14 protein-coding genes and 1 pseudogene are annotated in these 15,986 nt (G+C 63.1%); 9 read left to right on the top strand and 6 right to left on the bottom strand.

The features are described 5' to 3' along the window. Positions 1–177 precede the first annotated feature (177 nt). From cimA to NLY43_RS07195, 3 genes are all read left to right on the top strand, one after another. Positions 178–1,794, top strand: a complete 1,617-nt coding sequence (gene cimA / locus NLY43_RS07205) for a citramalate synthase (RefSeq protein ID WP_023709768.1) — start codon at positions 178–180, stop codon at positions 1,792–1,794. A gap of 139 nt (positions 1,795–1,933) precedes the next feature. Continuing rightward, on the top strand, positions 1,934–2,863 hold the full coding sequence (gene rarD / locus NLY43_RS07200) for an EamA family transporter RarD (RefSeq protein WP_023673577.1): 930 nt from the start codon (positions 1,934–1,936) through the stop codon (positions 2,861–2,863). Between the two features lie 11 nt (positions 2,864–2,874). Then, the gene (locus tag NLY43_RS07195) at positions 2,875–3,561 is read left to right on the top strand and encodes a glutathione S-transferase family protein (protein WP_023698660.1); all 687 of its coding nucleotides are present in this window, start codon (positions 2,875–2,877) and stop codon (positions 3,559–3,561) included. A gap of 66 nt (positions 3,562–3,627) precedes the next feature. Here the strand turns inward: NLY43_RS07195 and NLY43_RS07190 are convergent, their stop codons facing one another. From NLY43_RS07190 to NLY43_RS07175, 4 genes are all read right to left on the bottom strand, one after another. Next, positions 3,628–4,620 carry a transporter gene (locus NLY43_RS07190; protein WP_023709767.1) on the bottom strand — a complete coding sequence of 331 codons (993 nt, stop codon included), beginning with the start codon at positions 4,618–4,620 and terminating at the stop codon, positions 3,628–3,630. Between the two features lie 158 nt (positions 4,621–4,778). Then, complete coding sequence (locus NLY43_RS07185) at positions 4,779–6,083, bottom strand: sulfotransferase family protein (RefSeq protein ID WP_023709766.1); 1,305 nt, start codon at positions 6,081–6,083, stop codon at positions 4,779–4,781. 121 nt (positions 6,084–6,204) lie between these two features. Further along, on the bottom strand, positions 6,205–6,480 hold the full coding sequence (locus NLY43_RS07180) for a hypothetical protein (RefSeq protein ID WP_023727585.1): 276 nt from the start codon (positions 6,478–6,480) through the stop codon (positions 6,205–6,207). Further along, on the bottom strand, positions 6,467–7,078 hold the full coding sequence (locus NLY43_RS07175) for an LOG family protein (RefSeq protein ID WP_023673582.1): 612 nt from the start codon (positions 7,076–7,078) through the stop codon (positions 6,467–6,469). The genes NLY43_RS07180 and NLY43_RS07175 overlap by 14 nt, the downstream gene beginning before the upstream one ends. A gap of 125 nt (positions 7,079–7,203) precedes the next feature. On the opposite strand from NLY43_RS07175, the gene NLY43_RS07170 reads away from it, so the two are divergent. The 4 genes from NLY43_RS07170 to NLY43_RS07155 all read left to right on the top strand — a co-directional run bounded on the left by NLY43_RS07170 (position 7,204) and on the right by NLY43_RS07155 (position 11,978). Next, positions 7,204–8,889 carry a LysM peptidoglycan-binding domain-containing protein gene (locus NLY43_RS07170; protein WP_286460756.1) on the top strand — a complete coding sequence of 562 codons (1,686 nt, stop codon included), beginning with the start codon at positions 7,204–7,206 and terminating at the stop codon, positions 8,887–8,889. Between the two features lie 228 nt (positions 8,890–9,117). Beyond that, entirely contained in the window at positions 9,118–9,453 is a 336-nt protein-coding gene (locus NLY43_RS07165; RefSeq protein ID WP_286460755.1) for an ArsR/SmtB family transcription factor, read from the top strand. Positions 9,454–9,477: 24 nt separating this feature from the next. Then, entirely contained in the window at positions 9,478–11,358 is a 1,881-nt protein-coding gene (locus NLY43_RS07160; RefSeq protein WP_023711967.1) for an ABCB family ABC transporter ATP-binding protein/permease, read from the top strand. 284 nt (positions 11,359–11,642) lie between these two features. Then, positions 11,643–11,978, top strand: a complete 336-nt coding sequence (locus NLY43_RS07155) for an antibiotic biosynthesis monooxygenase family protein (protein WP_023711966.1) — start codon at positions 11,643–11,645, stop codon at positions 11,976–11,978. On the opposite strand, the gene NLY43_RS07150 is transcribed toward NLY43_RS07155, so the two are convergent. Further along, positions 11,957–12,847, bottom strand: a complete 891-nt coding sequence (locus NLY43_RS07150; RefSeq protein ID WP_031199446.1) for an SMP-30/gluconolactonase/LRE family protein — start codon at positions 12,845–12,847, stop codon at positions 11,957–11,959. The two genes, NLY43_RS07155 and NLY43_RS07150, sit on opposite strands and share 22 nt — an antisense overlap. A gap of 225 nt (positions 12,848–13,072) precedes the next feature. On the opposite strand from NLY43_RS07150, the gene NLY43_RS07145 reads away from it, so the two are divergent. Continuing rightward, a complete protein-coding gene (locus tag NLY43_RS07145; protein WP_084561174.1) occupies positions 13,073–14,476 on the top strand; it encodes a DMP19 family protein in 1,404 nt (467 codons plus the stop codon). Positions 14,477–14,774: 298 nt separating this feature from the next. Here the strand turns inward: NLY43_RS07145 and NLY43_RS07140 are convergent. Beyond that, positions 14,775–15,008: pseudogene (locus tag NLY43_RS07140) on the bottom strand (lysozyme inhibitor LprI family protein); the annotation flags it as partial. Positions 15,009–15,080: 72 nt separating this feature from the next. Here NLY43_RS07140 and NLY43_RS07135 point away from each other — a divergent pair. Beyond that, positions 15,081–15,983: a phosphatidylserine decarboxylase gene (locus NLY43_RS07135; RefSeq protein WP_348528080.1), complete on the top strand. Its 903-nt coding sequence runs from the start codon at positions 15,081–15,083 to the stop codon at positions 15,981–15,983. The last annotated feature ends 3 nt before the right edge of the window (positions 15,984–15,986 follow it).

Raw genomic sequence — 15,986 nt, 5'->3', positions numbered from 1 at the left:
CACCCCCCTCTGTCCTGCCGGACATCTCCCCCTCAAGGGGGGAGATTGGCTGTCATCGGCGCTTTCGCAAATCTTCATCGCTGCAGGAAACGATCCGACGCTAAAGCTGCCGATCTTCCCCCTTGAGGGGGAGATGGCCGGCAGGCCAGAGGGGGGTGCTCGCGCGCCAACAGAACAATGACCAAACAACGCCTCTATCTCTTCGACACAACCCTCCGCGATGGCCAGCAGACGCCGGGCATCGACTTTTCCGTCGAGGACAAGATCGCGATTGCCAAGCTGCTCGATGAGTTCGGCATGGACTATGTCGAAGGCGGCTATCCCGGCGCCAATCCGACCGACACCGCCTTCTTCCAGCAGAAGCGCACGGCGAAGGCAAAGTTCGTCGCCTTCGGCATGACCAAGCGGGCAGGCGTGTCGGCATCCAACGACCCGGGCCTGGCAGCGCTCGTGCAGTCCAAGTCCGACGCCATCTGCTTCGTCGCCAAGAGCTGGGACTATCATGTCCGCGTCGCGCTCGGCTGCACCAATGAGGAAAACCTCGACTCCATCAAGGCTTCGGTCGAAGCAGCAATCGCCGCGGGCAAGGAAGCGATGGTCGATTGCGAGCATTTCTTCGACGGCTTCAAGGCCAATCCGGACTACGCACTGGCCTGCGCCAGGACTGCCTATGAAGCCGGCGCGCGCTGGGTGGTGTTGTGCGACACCAATGGCGGCACGCAGCCCTCGGAAGTGCGCGCCATCGTCGACAAGGTCATTGTTTCAGGTATTCCGGGCGGCCATCTCGGCATCCATGCCCATGACGACACCGGCCAGGCGGTGGCCAATTCGCTCGCCGCCGTCGAGGCCGGCGTGCGCCAGATCCAAGGCACGCTGAACGGCATCGGCGAGCGCTGCGGCAACGCCAATCTGGTCTCGATCGTACCGACGCTGGCGCTGAAGCCGGCCTTCGCCGATCGGTTTGAAACCGGCATCTCGGCCGAGGCGCTGACCGGGATATCCCGGCTTTCCCGCGCCTTCGACGAATTGCTGAACCGTGCTCCGGAAGCGCAGGCGCCCTATGTCGGCGCCTCGGCCTTCGCCACCAAGGCCGGCATCCATGCCTCCGCACTGGCCAAGGAGCCGGCGACCTATGAACATGTGCCGCCCGAGGCGGTAGGCAACCGCCGCCGCGTTATGGTTTCGGACCAGGGCGGCAAGGCCAATTTCCTCGCCGAGCTGAAGCGGCGCGGCATCGATGTGCCCAGAGACGACCATCGTCTCGATGCGCTGATCTCGGTGGTCAAGGAGCGCGAGGCCGAGGGCTACGCCTATGAGGGCGCCGATGCCTCCTTCGAGCTGTTGGCGCGCAAAATGCTGCACGGCCTGCCGGAGTTCTTCAACGTCACTTCGTTCCGCTGCATGGTCGAGCGCCGCTTCGATGCCAACGGCCAGTTGAAGACGGTCTCCGAAGCCATCGTCAAGGTGATGGTCGAGGGCGAGGAGAAGATGTCGGTGGCCGAAGGCCACGGCCCGGTCAACGCGCTCGACATCGCGTTGCGCAAGGACCTCGGCAAATTCCAGAGCGAGATCGCCGACATGGAGCTCGCCGATTTCAAGGTGCGTATCCTCAATGGCGGCACCGAGGCGATCACTCGCGTCCTGATCGAATCGCATGACGGCACCGGCGCACGCTGGTGGACGGTCGGCGTGTCGGAAAACATAATCGACGCCTCCTTCCAGGCGCTGATGGATTCGATCGTCTACAAGCTGATGAAGAACCGCGACATGGCGGGATTGGTGGCGGCGGAGTAGGGTTGCAAGACGTGGGTTTCCTCGCCCCCCGAAGTGGGGCGAGGAACTGGCGCCGCCCCTTGAGCCATCAGCGGAAGTCCATTGATCCATCATAATTTTGCGATGGTTTTGGATGGCCCACTGGGCCATAGCGTTTGCCATGGCCAGCGACACGATCCAGCCCGACGCCGACTCCAAAGCCCGCAGCGGCTTTCTCCTCGCGCTCGGCGCTTATCTGCTATGGGGCCTGTTGCCCTTCTACATGAAGGCGGTTGCGCATCTGCCGCTGATCGAGGTGATCGCCCACCGCATCGTCTGGTCGGTGCCGATTGCTGCTGCAGTGCTGGTCTGGGCCGGCCGCACAGCCGATTTCAAGGCGGCGATCCGCTCGCCGCGCAGCATCGCCATGGCGGCGCTGACGGCGACCCTGATCTCCGTCAACTGGGCCATCTATGTCTGGGCGATCTCGGTCGACCGCACCGTCGAGACCGCGCTCGGATACTACATCAACCCATTAGTTAGCATCGTCGTCGGCGCGTTGTTGCTCGGCGAGAAGCTCGACCGGCTGCAGATCGCGGCCGTGTTGCTGGCGGCGGTCGCAGTTGCCGTTCTGACCGTCGATGCCGGCAAATTGCCTTGGGTGTCGTTGGCGCTGGCGTTTTCCTTCGCTGCCTATGGGTTCTTCCGCAAGACGCTGCCGATCGGCCCGAGCCAGGGCTTTCTGCTCGAAGTGCTTTTGCTGTCGGTGCCGGCGCTTGCCTACATCGTCTTCCTGGTCGTCAACGGCCAGGACCATTTCATCTCCAGCAACGGCACCGATATGGCTTTGCTCATCGGCTGCGGCCCAGTCACCTCGGTGCCGCTGCTTCTGTTCGCCTTCGGCGCCAAGCTTCTGCGCCTCTCCACCATCGGCATCATGCAGTACATCGCACCGACCATGGTGTTCCTGATAGCCGTGCTGATTTTCGACGAGCCGTTCGGCACCACGCAAGCAATTGCCTTCGCGCTGATCTGGGCGGCATTGGCGATGTATTCCTGGTCGATGTTTCGTGGCCGTGAAATCCGCCCGGTGGCGTTGGCCCCGAAGTAGGGAGCCTTTCGATGTACGTGCTGCATATCGCCAACAAGAACTATTCGTCATGGTCGCTGCGGCCATGGGTGCTGATGCGCACCCTCGACATTCCGTTCGAGGAGCAATTGACGCCGTTTCCGACCGGGCCCAGTTTCGATCTCTACCGGGCGTTCTCGCCCAGCGGGCGCGTGCCTTGCCTGGTGGATGACGGCTGGGCTGTCTGGGATTCGCTGGCTATTGCCGAGTATCTCGCCGAGCGCCACCATGGTGTGTGGCCTGCCGAGGCCAAGGCGCGAGCCTGGGCGCGCTCGGCCGCCGCCGAAATGCATTCTGGTTTCACGGCCTTGCGCGGCGCATGCCCGATGAATTGCGGCTTGCGGGTGAAACCGTTGCCGATGTCGGACGCGCTGAAGCAGGATCTGTTCCGTTTGGGCGATCTCTGGAACGATGGCCTTGCCCTGTTCGGCGGGCCGTTCCTTGCCGGCGGCCATTTTACCGCCGTCGACGCCTTCTTTGCTCCGGTGGCGTTCCGTGTGCTATCCTATGGGCTGTCTTTCGAAGGGGCAGCTGCAGCCTATCCCCCGCAATTGCTTGGCCTGCCGGCCATGCATGAATGGTATGCGGCGGGTCTCGCCGAGACCTGGCGGGAGCCGGACCATGAGGCGGAGGTCGCTGCCGCCGGCACCATCGTCGAGGATCTTCGCGCTACGGCGTGATGGGCATTCCAGGAAAAGCGCGTCGCGTTCCCTTGGGAATTGCGTGAAAACAAAGGGGTCGGGGCGTTACGTCCGCCCGAGCCGCCTTACGAACATGTAGGTCGCCGCGGCGATCACGATCGAAACCGCCGAGACCACCCAGAAGCCCATCGGCGTATTGACCATGGGCAGGCCACCGACATTCATGCCGAACAGGCCTGATATGATGGTCATCGGCAACAGCACCGCCGTCATCACCGACAGCACATAGAGCAGCTGGTTGGACTGCATTGTCAGCTTGGCCATCAACTCGTCCTGCAGCAACCTTGCGCGTGCCTGCAACTGCTCGCCGTCGTGATAGAGCGTGTGTGCCCGGTGCGAGAGCCTTGTCGCCATGTCATTGATCCGATCGGGCAGCTCATTGCGATGCGAATGGTCGAGATGGCGAAAAAGGTTTGTGAGCGTCGCCATCTGCCGGTGGATGACCACCAGTTGACGGCGCGCCTCGACCAGCGGCTGCCGCTCGCCGTGCCAGGCATCGCGCACGATACGGTCCTCGATGCCGTCCAGCGTATCGCCAAGACCGTGGAGCTCGGCCGCCATGCCGTCGAGCGACTGGCCCATGACCGCTTCGACCAGGTCGGCGGGGGAGCGGAATTTGCGCGAGCCGCTCTCCACCGCCTTGCGGATGAGATCGACCGATTCCAGTGGCTGCTTGCGCGCGCCGATCAGCGTCTTGTCGTTGAGCGCAAAACGGAAATGGCCGAGCCCGCGCGCTTCCGCCGAATAGTCGTGGCGCAGATCCGGCAGGTCGCCATAAAGCCAGGCATCCTCGAGATCGATGTGGCAACCCTGGCTGGCGCCGAGGAAAGCTTCGCGCACCGGCCCGGGCAGAGCCTGCTCGGCGGCGATCTCATGACGGGCGCGCAGGTCGGACAGCTGGTAGCTGCGCCATGTCCATGCAACCTCGGCCGCGTCCTTGGTGCGCAGGCCCTCGGCGGTGAAATGGTAGATGAAGAACAGCCCGTGCTCGTCGGGCAGGTAAGGCGACAGGCCTTCCGCGTTGAGAGCAATGTTCACGGCTCGCCTCGCCAAGAAATTTCGACCAGGTTCAGATTTCGACTATGCCGACGCGCGGATGCCGACCCGTCCTTCGTAACACGAGGGAGGCGGGTTCCGTGTGACGGTTTCTTGACAGGCGATCACAGTTTGTCGAGCAGCGTTTAGAGTGTTTGCTGCTATCGCCGACGAATGGAGCTCACCCATCGCAACGGTCCGGTCAATCGCCATCTGCGTGACGCAAGCGCCGCATCGCGCTCCGCCACCAGGTCGTCTCGGATCCTGGCCAGCGCGCTACGCTCGGCTACGAGGCCGTCTTGGCCCAGGGCGAGCGCGTCACGCTCCGCCATGAAGCTGTCTCGGGCTTGGATGAGGTCCTGCTGGGCGTGAGCAAGCGCATCACGCTCCGCCATGAAGCTGTCTCGGGCTTGGATGAGGTCCTGCTGGGCGTGAGCGAGCGCGTCACGCTCCGCCATGAAGCTGTCTCGGTCTCGGATGAGGGCCTGTTGGGCGTCAGCGAGGGCGTCACGCTCGACGATGCCCTTTCCCAGTTCGCCGTGTAGCCGTTTAGCGGCCAGGTTCCCTGCGGCAACGGCCTTGCCAACCACATCGCAGCTCTCATCGAACGTCGCCCGCACCCTGTCGAGCTGGTCGCGCAAGTCCTGGCTGTCGCCTTCAGACGCCATACTGCGCAAAATGGCATAGGCACTGCGGACTAACGGCGTGGCATCCGGATGGTTTTGCAGATCAGCGACCGAGGCCCGCTGATGATGCAGATCCTTGTCCAGGAACTCGGCGATTGCGGCGTCGGCGTGATCGGACGTGACAGGCCAGACGATTCCGGTCTCCCTGGCCGCGCGGTCCATCTGATGTCGCCAGTCGCTCAACAGGTCTTCGTGGCGCAGGATACAGCGCGGCATGTGTCGCGAATGATGCTCCGCTTCGAGCACGTGCCTGAGCCACAGCATGAACGCTGTCGGCAGTGCCATTTGATCCCGTTCCTGCAGCGAACAGGCGACTTCGAGCGGGTTGCGAACAGGCAGAAATGCGATCGGGTCAATCCTGAGATCGGCCAGGATCGAGGCTATGAAGGGAAGGAACCGGCAGATCCGCGGATCCTTGACGAAAAACAGGGGGGCATCGCCGAACTCGCTGGCAATGATCGCCGTCATCATGGGCCGAAATCGCTCGGCTGCCGGCGACTGCAGCCACTGCCGATCTAGCGGCAGCCAATCTTGCCAGGAGGAGGCCGCCGCCGTGAGCAGGTGGTCGTCGGCGATGGTGAGTGGGGTACTTTCCCAATGTCCCTTGGGATTGTGGAGGCTCCCGGGCAGCAGATGTTTCGGCGGCGTGGCTCCATGCGCGGCGACGAGGGCGCCGAGCGCCGAGGTGCCGCTGCGGTGCATTCCGAGGACCAGGATCGCCGTCCTTGGTTCCGACGCGATCTCGCCCTTCGCGGCCGTCAATCGCTCGCGCGGATTCATCTCCCCTTTGTCTCGCTCTCCAAATTTCCGTTCCCGCCCAATGTTCTCCGATAACCAACTGCGAAGCGGGTTGCAAATGGAAATCGTCGCCAACGTGCTTACATTGCGCACAAGACGGAACTCAAGAAAAGCTGGACAGATCGAAGTCAGCTGCCCCAACGCTACAGATCCTTGCCAAGCAGATGCAGTCGATCAGTGGCTTCGCATTGGACTTCTGCTTCTGGGCCAGGCTGGCCTTGTTGCTGTCGCCGATCCAGGTGTTGCCCAGTGTTTCGTAGCCGGCAGCCTTGAGCGCCAGCACGACGCGGCGCAGTTGGTGCGCCAGGCCGACGACACCAACCGGGCTCAATTCCTGGCCGCCTGCGCCAAGGCCGGCTTCGTCCTCACATCTTGTCAATTACAGACTGCACGCCTTCCGTCGGCGCATCGACCGACGACCCCGCCACCATGATGGCGGCGACGATGGCCTCGGGGTCTTCGACCACCAGCGGCTTGACCCGTTGCGCGGTGTGGATGAAGCCTTCGCTGGCCATATGGTCGAGCAGCGCCAGCATCGGATCCCAGAATCCTTGAACGTTGGCGAAGACGATCGGCTTGCGGTGATGGCCGAGCTGGCCCCAGGTCATGATCTCGACGATTTCCTCGACCGTGCCGATGCCGCCGGGCAGCGCCACAAAGGCGTCGGATTTCTCGAACATCTTGTGCTTGCGCTCGTGCATGTTGTCGGTGATCAGCAACTCGTCGAGCCGGTCAAGCGCGGTTTCGGTCGCCTCCTTGTTGATGAGGAAGCGCGGAATGATGCCCGTTACCTTGCCGCCGGCCTTGAGTGCGCCTTCGGCGACTGCGCCCATAATGCCTTTGGTGCCGCCGCCATAGACCAGCCGCAGGCCGGCTTTGGCGAGCGAGCGGCCAAGCAGGTGCCCGGCCTTGGCATAGATTTCATCGCGGCCCGGAGACGAGCCGCAATAGACGCAGACGGATCGAATCGTGTTCATTCGTGATTGGTGATTGGGTCTGAATGCGGGGTCAAGCCCCAAGGGCTGACAAGCCCGGGCTTTTTCTTGTCGGTGCCGGCAAAACACGCTAGACCGGCTTCAGGTGGCTAAGGGGTAGGGGAAATATGGCTGGTAATCCATTGAAGGCGTTTCTGTTCGCGGCCGGTGGGACCGTCGCGGTCGTCGGAACCGCCTATGTATCGGGCGCACTCGACCCGTATCTGAATCCCACGCCGCCTGCGGCGATTGCATCGCTGACGCCGCCGGCTGAAAAGCCGGCCGATCCGGGGACCGAGGGAAGGCTGCCGCCGGCGCCCGCCGCGCCCACCGATGCCAAGGCTCCCGCAGCACCCGCGCCTGCCGACGCAACGGCTCCCGCGACCGAAGCTGCGGCTCCGGCGGCACCTGCCGCGCCCGCTGCTGCCCCAACAACCCCAGCGCCGGCCGCGGCCGGCCCGGTTGCGCCGAGCTTCGACGTCGTGCGCGTCGAAAGCAACGGCTCGATCGTCGTTGCCGGCAATGCTGCGCCCAATTCGAAGATCGAGATCCTCAACGGCTCCTCGGTGCTTGGCTCGACTGTCGCCGGTCCGGACGGCGCCTTCGTCATCGTTCTCGACGATCCGCTGAAGCCCGGCGACTATACGATTGCGTTGCGCGCGACGGCCGGCGATGTGGTTACCCCTTCCGTGCAGACCGCCGTCGTTTCGGTTCCCAAGGACGCCGCCGGCCAGGTGCTGGCGATGGTCGAGGAACCCGGCAAGCCGGCCGAGCTGCTTAGCGTCCCGGCGCCTGAGACCAAGCCCGCGGCACCGGCCGCCGGCGATCAGGCCGCTGCCCCAGCCGCTGAGGCGCCTGCTACGGCTGCGCCTGCCGTGGCCGCTGAAACAGCACCTGCTGCTCCGGCTGTGGAAGCCGCAACTGCCCCTGCAGCGCCAGCAGTACCTGCAGCGCCGCCGGCGGCAGGCGTGGCTGCACCCAAGATCGTCGTCGAGGCGGTCGAGATCGACGGCAACAAGATCTTCGTCGCCGGTCTGGCTGACGCCGGCCGCAAGGTGCGCGCCTATGCCAACGATATCCTGCTTGGTGATGCGGTGACCTCGCCCGACGGTCATTTCCTGGTCGAGGCGACGCGCGACATCCCGGTCGGCAGCTACACCATCCATGTCGACGGTCTCGACGCCGACGGCGTGAAGGTCGTGGCCCGCGCCGCCGTGCCGTTCGAGCGCGAACCCGGCGAAGCGATCGCCGCCGTGGCGCCCGCGGAGGCCAAGCCCACCGAGACCAAGCCCGCCGAAGCAAAGCCTGCTGAGCCGGCCGCACCGGCTGCTGCCGAAGCACCGGCCGCTCCGAAGCCTGCGGCGCCAGCCACTATCGCGGCTGCCCCTGCGAAGCCCGCACCAGCTGCTGCCGCATCCGCACCAGCCGCACCGGCGGCTGAAGCGCCGGCTCCGGCTGCCCCGGCGGTTGCCGGGGCACCTGCGGCACCGGCAGCGCCCGCCGCTGAGGTTCCAGCCGTCGTCGCGGCGGCAACGCCCGATGTGCCAGAGACGGTGGCGCCAAAGCTTGAACATGCCGACGGCGCGGTGATCATCCGCAGACACGACACGCTGTGGCGGATCTCGCGGCGCGTCTACGGTCACGGCGTGCGCTTCTCGACCATCTATCTCGCCAACCAGGACCAGATCAGCGATCCCGACCGCATCTGGCCCGGGCAGGTGTTCAAGGTTCCGGAAAAGTCCAAGGAAGGCGAAGCCGCCGACCTCAAGGCGATGGGCGAGCAGGTGACAACGGCGCCGGTGAAGACGCAGTAGCGGCCGAGCGCTTGATCTCCCCCTTGAGGGGGAGATGGCCGGCAGGCCAGAGGGGGTCGCCGCGCATAGAACGCCGACCTTCTCTTTGCTGCAAACGACGTTGCGTCAGGACGTACCGACCCCCTCTGTCGCCTTCGGCGACATCTCCCCCTCGAGGGGGAGATTAGGTCGCTCTACCCATCGGGTTAGCTTGCCACGCACCCGTTCATCGTCTATCGCCGATGAACGATGGCAGACTCGCTCGCTGAACCAGACCACGCAAACTTGGCACCGCCTGAAAGCCGCGCCGTTGCCGCCCGCTTCGCGGCACTCTCGCATCCGGCGCGCATCGAGATCCTTAGACATCTCTCGGCCAGCAATTCCTGCTGCTGCCGCGAGGTGGTCGATCATCTCGATCTGGCGCAGTCCACCGTGTCCCAGCATCTGAAGATCCTGGTCGAAGCCGGGCTGGTCCGCTTCCAATCCGACCGTCAGCGCTCGCGCTACGAAGTCGACCGCGCCGCGCTCGCCGACGTTTCCGCATCGCTGACCGCACTCGTCAATTCCTGCTGCTCCGGCCGCTGACCTCTCACCCCAAAGGCAAGACAAGTGGCAGAAAAAACCGTTTCCGATAGCTCGACCTTCGGCACCTTGCGCAATCTGTGGCCCTATATGTGGCCGGCCGACCGCCCCGATCTCAGGGCACGCGTCACCTGGGCGACGCTGCTTCTGGTCGTTGCCAAGCTGACACTGGTTGCCGGGCCGTACTTCTTCAAATGGGCGACCGATTCTCTGGCCGGTGACGCCAAATCGCCGCCGCCGCTGCCATCCTTCCTGCTGGCGCCGGTGATGCTGGTCGTCGCCTACAATGTCGTGCGGCTGGTGCAACTCGGCTTCAACCAGCTGCGCGACGCGCTGTTTGCCCGCGTCGGCCAGTATGCGGTGCGTCAGCTTGCGTTCCGCACCTTCGTTCACATGCACCAGCTGTCGCTGCGCTTTCACCTCGAGCGCCGCACCGGCGGCCTGTCGCGCATCATAGAGCGCGGCACCAAGGGCATCGAGACGATCGTGCGCTTCATCATGCTGAACACGGCGCCGACCATCCTCGAATTCGCGCTGACCACCGGCATCTTCGCCTACACTTATGGCTGGAAATATGTGGTCGTGGTGGCGGCCACGGTGTGGCTCTACGTCTGGTTCACGGTGCGCGCCAGCGACTGGCGCATCTCGATCCGCCGCGACATGAACGACAGCGACACCGACGCCAATACCAAGGCGATCGACTCCCTGCTCAACTACGAGACCGTCAAATACTTCAACAACGAGGGTATGGAGGCCGAGCGCTTCGACCGTTCGATGGCGCGCTATGAAATGGCGGCGACCAGGATATGGACCTCGCTCGGTTGGCTGAATTTCGGCCAGGGCATCATCTTCGGTCTCGGCACCGTCATCGTCATGTGCATGTCGGCGCTGGAGGTGCAGGCCGGCACGCAGACGGTCGGCGATTTCGTCTTCATCAACGCCATGCTGATGCAGCTTTCGGTGCCGCTCAATTTCATCGGCTTCATCTACCGCGAAATCCGCCAGGGGCTGACCGACATCGAGCAAATGTTCGACCTGCTCGATGTGCCGCAGGAGATCACCGACAAGCCCGATGCCAAGCCACTCGCCGTTACAGCCGGCAAGGTCGAGTTCCGCGACGTGCACTTCGCCTACGATCCCAACCGCAAGATCCTGAAAGGTGTCTCGTTCGAGGTACCGGCCGGCAAGACGGTGGCCATTGTCGGACCGTCCGGCGCCGGCAAGTCGACGATTTCGCGGCTGCTATTCCGCTTCTACGACGTCCAGGGTGGTCAGGTGCTGATCGACGGCCAAGATGTCCGTGATGTGACGCAGGCGAGCCTGCGCGGCGCGATCGGCATGGTGCCGCAGGACACCGTGCTGTTCAACGACACCATCGCCTACAACATCCGTTACGGTCGCATCGGTGCCAGCGAAGAGGATATGCAGAAAGCCGCCGAGCTTGCCCAGATCGGCCCGTTTATCGAACGGCTGCCGGAAGGTTATCGCTCGATGGTCGGTGAGCGCGGGCTAAAGCTATCGGGCGGCGAAAAGCAGCGCGTGGCGATTGCCCGCACGATTTTGAAGGCGCCGCCGATCCTGATGCTCGACGAGGCGACCTCGGCGCTGGACAGCCACACCGAACAGGAGATCCAAGCCGCCCTCGACCTGGTCAGCAAGGGCCGCACCACCATCGTCATTGCCCACCGCCTGTCGACGGTGATCACCGCCGACGAGATCATCGTACTCAAGGACGGCGAGATCGCCGAACGCGGCACCCATGCCGAGCTGATGCGCCAACATGGCCTCTACGCCTCGATGTGGGATCGCCAGCGCGAGGCGACGGAAGCCGAAGAGAGGCTTCGGATTGCCAGGGAGAGCGATGAGTTGGGTGTGGTTGTGCGCAGAAGGACTTCGGAGGTGAACTAGGCGGCGGAGCGCCAATCTCCCCCCTTGAGGGGGAGATGTCGCCGAAGGCGACAGAGGGGGTCACCGCGCGTGGAGCGCTAACCTTCATCGGTCGCAAGGGGGCGCATCCAGTCGAACCGACCCCCTCTGGCCTGCCGGCCATCTCCCCCTCAAGGGGGGAGATATGCAGCGTCGTCGCCATCATCACCACCGAAAGTTTCCCCTTGACCTCAACCTAAGTTGAGATCGCAAACCCGTTCCTGAGCCACCGAACCCAAGTCGTTCAAGAACGGAGACAGATTCAAATGGATAAACTTGCCGAGGCAGCCGTGTTCAGGGTCGACAAATTCGTCGTTCCTGCCGAGGCCCGTGAAGAAATCCTTCGCAAGGTCAGGGCGACTCATGAATTGCTGCGTCTGCAGCAAGGCTTCGTCCAGGATTTCGTGCTCGAGCAATTTTCGGGCCCGGGCGAGTTCAACCTGGTCACCATTGTCGAATGGGAAAACCAGGCGGCCGTCGACTATGTCGTGCCGATCGTCAAGGCAGCCCATGAGCGGGCGGGCTTCAACCCGCAGGAGACCATTGCCCGGCTGGGTGTGAAGGCCGATATCGCCAACTATCAGCGTCTGCCTGAGATGTAGGAGGGCCAGTCCGTGCCAGGTGCGGGCGCTTCGACGCTCATTGCCTGGCCGGTGCGGGCATCGCTGATCATATGTTCGAAGCCGCGCCATTGGGCGGCAACGATGAACAGTGTCGTGCCATCCGGCCCGCCCAGCATGCAGGCAAAGCAGCCGCGATCGGCATCGACTGTCTGCAACACCTCGCCACCTTCGCGCACCCGCACGCAGCGCTTGTTGGGAACATCCGCGTACCAGGCAGCCCCTTCGGCATCGAGGCAGATGCCGTCGGGAAAGCCATCGAGATCGGCCCAGACCCGGCGGTTGGAAAGCCCGCCATCCTCCGCGATATCGAAGGCGGTCAGCCGGTTGGCATGCGACTCCGCCACGATCAGTGTCCTGTTGTCCGGCGTCACCGCCATGCCGTTGGCGAAAGCGATGTTCTCGGCCACTTGTCGAACCGAGCCGTCCGGCGTGATCAGCACGATGGTGCCGGGCCCGAAATGCTCGCTCGGTGCAGGCGCCGACCCGCCGCCATTGACATAGATGTTGCCGCGCCCGTCGACGACGATCTCGTTCCACGGGCTGTTTGACAGCGACCGAAGATCGGCATGGGTGGCCAGCGTTCCATCCGCCTCCTGCCGCAGCAACAAGCCATCCCGACCCGAGACGATCAGCAATCGGCCATCCGGCAACCAGTCGATCGAATAGGGCAGGATGGCCGGCACGGTGAGCATCACCTGGTTCCCGCCGTCCTCATCCACCGCGACGATCTCTCCGGTTCCCCAGTTGCAGAGCCACAGGCGTCCGTCGTGCCAGCGGGGAGACTCTCCGAAAGCGAGGCCTTCTGTAATGACCTTGGCGTTCAGGGCGACTGATTTCGAGGATGGCATCTCTGACCCTGGTTTGTCGACTCGCCGCAATTCGGCATTGTCGCGAAGCGCTTTCCTGCCAAGGACGTATGAATCTGTGGCGCCCCGACATGACCGTCGACAATTCGGCAAACCATCGTGCGAATGCCTCTGGATCAGAGTGCCTTTAATCCTTGAGGGCAGCTGATATTGTCGCGTCGGAAATAACCCGTTCGCGCAAGTTTTGCGACCAAGAGAGTATTTTCGATGTTCGGTTTCTTTTCCCGCAAATCCAAGAAAACGCCCGAGAAGTCGGCATCAGATTCTGGAAAGCAGTTGGAATTCGGCCTGCCGTTGCCAGTCGTCGTACTGCGTTCGAACGTCGAGGATCCTGATGAAAAGCCGTTTTTTCTCGTCTTCGCTGTCATGCAATTCGTCACAGCGATGGTTTCCAAAGGACTCTATCGTTATCCCGAAATCGACACCAAGGCGATGCAGGTCCTTCATGCCGACTCGTACTCTTCGGAGGTAAAGAACGGCGGCCATAGTCAATTCATCCACAATGCCGGGCAGGAAATCGGCGCCATGATTGCCAACGCACGAGCTGGACTCACTGCTTGTGGCGCAAAGGGCCAGCTTGCGACTTTGGAAAAGATGTCCAGCTGGATTGCAGACCATCCCAACGAAGCCGCCCAGCAGACGGGCTTCGAGGGCGGGCGGGATGATTTTCTCGATACACTTGATCATGCGTTCTACGTTGCGGATGAGGCCGCGCCCATGGAAAACCTTTTGGCGCGCTGGATCGCGTCATGGCCTGATCTGCAAGTTGTCGATAGTGACGATTACGACGACGTCATACACCGGCTGGTGATGGCCAATCCGAAGCGCGAAGGCAGGCTTCTTCATAAGTCCGTTGGCAGCTTGGCAGGCCAGATGATCTTGAGCTGGCGCGATGTCGGGGCCGGCCTTGCCTGCGCCAAGATCGCGCCGCCCGAGATCAAAATCGCGTTCGGCATGGCAAGGATGCTGAACATAGAAGGAGAGAAACAGCTGGTTTTTCAACTTCAGACCAGCGCGAAGAAGACCCGACTATGCAGTGCGACGGAGACACACGTCACGGTCTACGAGTACATCGCTCCAGAAGAGTTGCTTGTCATACCGCCAGGCGAGAGCCCGCTAGCGGCTAACGCCCCGAAAGTTGGCGCCAAGCTTGGCATTGCTGAAGAGCCCGAGATCACAGCGGTCATTGAGCTGGCGGAACGTTACCATGCTCCCGCCGCCGTCGACCTCCTGCTCCGCAAGGCAGGCTTCGACCCGACGGATGCCATCGTTTCTGCGAATTCGGTGGTGCAGAAGGAGGAAGGAGCAATCGTGAATTGGGTGGTGCTGCATCAGGCCAAGTCTTCCTTTTCCAATCGTTGCGGAACGGCGGTGTGCTCTTGCGCGGCAAGGATGATGAAAGCCTCGCTGAGGCCGCTATGGCCGAGCTCAATGCCCACTTTGATCTCTCCGCTGCGGCGGGTTAGCGACAGCAAGCCTACTTTTTCTCCGTCAGGAAGAACGTGCCATCGGCATGGCCGTTGGCACCGCATGACAGGGGCTCCGATTTGCCATCCTTGCCGGCGCCGCTCTGCTCGACGACAAGCGCATCGCCGTCGCGGCGAAAGGTGAAGACGAATCCAGTCGGTTTGTCGTTGTCGTCGGTGTCCTCAAGTCGAAGCGTATTGCGGTTTGCGACCGTGCCGTCGATCTCGCATGACCCACTTCCTGAGACTGGATTGGAAACGACATCTTCCGAGATCTCGACCTTGCCTCCGCCAACAGCCTTGATGTCGACGCTGCCGCGCACGCTGCTCCATGTGCCGATCAAACCTGCATCGGGGGGCTTGCGTATGCCGGACAGGAAGGTTGCGCGGTCGCGCAGGAATTCGCCGAGATCGAAAGTCTGTTGGTTCTTGGGCGAACTTTCGTTGAAACCGGCGATCTGATCGCGATAGGCGATGAAATCGCTTTGGTCGTCCCGCAGCGCCTTCCCGGCATGAGCATCGAGCCTCTTCAGCAGCGCGGTATAATTCTTCGCGACGTCGGCATCGGCTTGCGCCAGGACCGGATCGGCGCAAATGGCCTTTTCCGCCAAGCTGGCGGCCTTGGCGCAGTCGAAGGATGGCTTGCCTTGCGCAACTGCGTGGTCGCTCGCTGCCACAAGTACGGTCAAAACGGCACCCACGGCTGACGATCGTATGGCAACAAGATACGTTTTGCCTGAATTGGCGCCATGGCAGTCGGCCTTTTCGCCGCGCGTTCAGCCGGCGTTGGCCCGAACTCTGGCGGCAAAGCAGCCGACAGGCAAGCACGTCACCGTTCCTGCCGGCTGCGGACGATGCGGCCTTGCCCAATGTTGCGTTGCGGCAGCGGAGCCTTTCCGGTATTGAGGCCGGACCTGAAACAGGGACCGCCCCCATCCCATGAGCCCCATCCGATGAGCCTTGTCGATTCGATCAAGAATGCCTTCGTTCCGATCCATCGCGAGGGCTATCCGTTCATTGCCGCCTTTGGTGCGGGCACGCTGTTCCTCGGCTATTTCTCCTCGGTGCTGTTCTGGATCGGCCTGATCCTGACCGCCTGGTGCGTCTATTTCTTCCGTGACCCCGAGCGTGTCACCCCGGTCGATGACAGGCTGGTGGTCAGTCCCGCCGACGGCGTCATCTCGGCGGTCGGCCCGGCCGTGCCACCGCGCGAGCTCGGCCTCGGCAACACCGAAATGACCCGCATCTCGGTGTTCATGAATGTCTTCTCCTGCCATGTGAACCGTGCTCCCGTGCGCGGCCGCATCACCAAAATCGAGCACCGGCCGGGCAAGTTCCTGAATGCCGAACTCGACAAGGCAAGCTCGGAGAACGAGCGCAACGGGCTGGTCATAGACAGTCCCAACGGCATCGTTGTCGCCGTGCAGATTGCCGGCCTGGTGGCGCGCCGCATCGTCTGCTGGGCCGAGACCGGCGGCTCCATTGCCGTCGGCGAACGCTTTGGCCTGATCCGCTTCGGCTCGCGCGTCGATGTCTTCCTGCCGTCGACCGCGGTGCCGCGCGTCGCCGTCGGCCAGACGGCGGTCGGCGGCGAAACCGTGCTCGCCGAATTCGGCGGCGTCGCCGCAACCCCGCTCGTCAGGATTTCGTAAGCG

It is taken from the genome of Mesorhizobium sp. C416B, from assembly GCF_030323165.1.
Classification (GTDB): domain Bacteria; phylum Pseudomonadota; class Alphaproteobacteria; order Rhizobiales; family Rhizobiaceae; genus Mesorhizobium.
Note: the sequence above shows the minus strand (reverse complement) of the source record. Positions and strands in the feature narration are given on the sequence as shown.

What these genes read in the sequence shown, in the direction of transcription:
- cimA (WP_023709768.1), top strand. Translation starts at nt 178, where the DNA reads ATGACCAAACAACGCCTCTATCTCTTCGACACAACCCTCCGCGATGGC.
- rarD (WP_023673577.1), top strand. Translation starts at nt 1,934, where the DNA reads ATGGCCAGCGACACGATCCAGCCCGACGCCGACTCCAAAGCCCGCAGC.
- NLY43_RS07195 (WP_023698660.1), top strand. Translation starts at nt 2,875, where the DNA reads ATGTACGTGCTGCATATCGCCAACAAGAACTATTCGTCATGGTCGCTG.
- NLY43_RS07185 (WP_023709766.1), bottom strand. Translation starts at nt 6,083, where the DNA reads ATGAATCCGCGCGAGCGATTGACGGCCGCGAAGGGCGAGATCGCGTCG.
- NLY43_RS07175 (WP_023673582.1), bottom strand. Translation starts at nt 7,078, where the DNA reads ATGAACACGATTCGATCCGTCTGCGTCTATTGCGGCTCGTCTCCGGGC.
- NLY43_RS07170 (WP_286460756.1), top strand. Translation starts at nt 7,204, where the DNA reads ATGGCTGGTAATCCATTGAAGGCGTTTCTGTTCGCGGCCGGTGGGACC.
- NLY43_RS07165 (WP_286460755.1), top strand. Translation starts at nt 9,118, where the DNA reads ATGGCAGACTCGCTCGCTGAACCAGACCACGCAAACTTGGCACCGCCT.
- NLY43_RS07155 (WP_023711966.1), top strand. Translation starts at nt 11,643, where the DNA reads ATGGATAAACTTGCCGAGGCAGCCGTGTTCAGGGTCGACAAATTCGTC.
- NLY43_RS07150 (WP_031199446.1), bottom strand. Translation starts at nt 12,847, where the DNA reads ATGCCATCCTCGAAATCAGTCGCCCTGAACGCCAAGGTCATTACAGAA.
- NLY43_RS07145 (WP_084561174.1), top strand. Translation starts at nt 13,073, where the DNA reads ATGTTCGGTTTCTTTTCCCGCAAATCCAAGAAAACGCCCGAGAAGTCG.
- NLY43_RS07135 (WP_348528080.1), top strand. Translation starts at nt 15,081, where the DNA reads ATGGCAGTCGGCCTTTTCGCCGCGCGTTCAGCCGGCGTTGGCCCGAAC.